Annotated in this window: 2 protein-coding genes; one reads left to right on the plus strand and one right to left on the minus strand. The window is 50.6% G+C overall.

Annotated features, from left to right (window positions below):
• Positions 1–172: IS200/IS605 family transposase (gene tnpA / locus EXE42_RS15720; RefSeq protein ID WP_137706930.1), on the minus strand; the 172-nt coding region annotated here is incomplete at its 3' end.
• A gap of 280 nt (positions 173–452) precedes the next feature.
• On the opposite strand from tnpA, the gene EXE42_RS15725 reads away from it, so the two are divergent.
• Entirely contained in the window at positions 453–821 is a 369-nt protein-coding gene (locus EXE42_RS15725; RefSeq protein ID WP_137706931.1) for a response regulator transcription factor, read from the plus strand.
• The last annotated feature ends 29 nt before the right edge of the window (positions 822–850 follow it).

The raw sequence follows: 850 nt of genomic DNA on the forward strand, positions 1-850 counted from the left end.
CGGGCATGACCTCGGACTCGGCCAGTTCGAGGCCCTTGTCCTCACAGATTTCCGTGAAGATGGTTTCGAGACGTTCCTTCGTCTTCCCCGTCAGGTGCGAACGCTGGTATTTCGGCACGAACACTATGTGATAGTAGAGTTCGTATTTCGCGTGACGGGTACTCTTCGCCATCTGTACATACTATCACAGTCCGACGGGTTAAAGACTGCGTTAGAACCCCGTCTGTGCCATCGTCGGCGGTTGAATACTGTTGGTCAGCTTCATCCCCGCCCTGAAGGGCGAGGCTTTCGCCTCGTATTTTCCGTAACTGTACTCGGAGTGACGCCCGGTGTGTCGGACTTCTCTTGGCGGACATCAAGGAACACGCTACTGTCTGCTTGACCTGCTCTCGAGGGGGGCATAATGTCAAAATACCCAAAAATATATTATACTGAACTAACTAGTTCAGGTTATGACTGCTGAGAAGATTATCCTTCTCGTGGAGGATAACGATGATCTCGCATCTCTCTACCAACACTATCTTATGAATGCTTATCAAGTACGCTTGGCTCAGACAGGGAAAGAGGCGATCCGAAAGGCGACCCCAGCTGTCGATCTGATTATTCTTGATTATAAACTGCCAGATATGCTTGGCACGGATGTGTATGACCAGCTCCGTGCGAATGGGTCAACGACGCCAGTGGTACTGATCTCTGGCAGCGATCCCGAGTCACTCCCGGATCGTGTTGATCCGGTTACGTGGCTTACGAAACCATTCTACAAAGAGAAACTCCATAACACGGTTCAAAAGGAGCTTAGCCCGACTGAAGAGTCGGTATGAGCGCTAGACAGTCAATATGTCGTTCCTAG

Source organism: Halorubrum sp. SP3 (genome assembly GCF_005435195.1).
In the GTDB taxonomy this organism is placed as follows: domain Archaea; phylum Halobacteriota; class Halobacteria; order Halobacteriales; family Haloferacaceae; genus Halorubrum; species Halorubrum sodomense.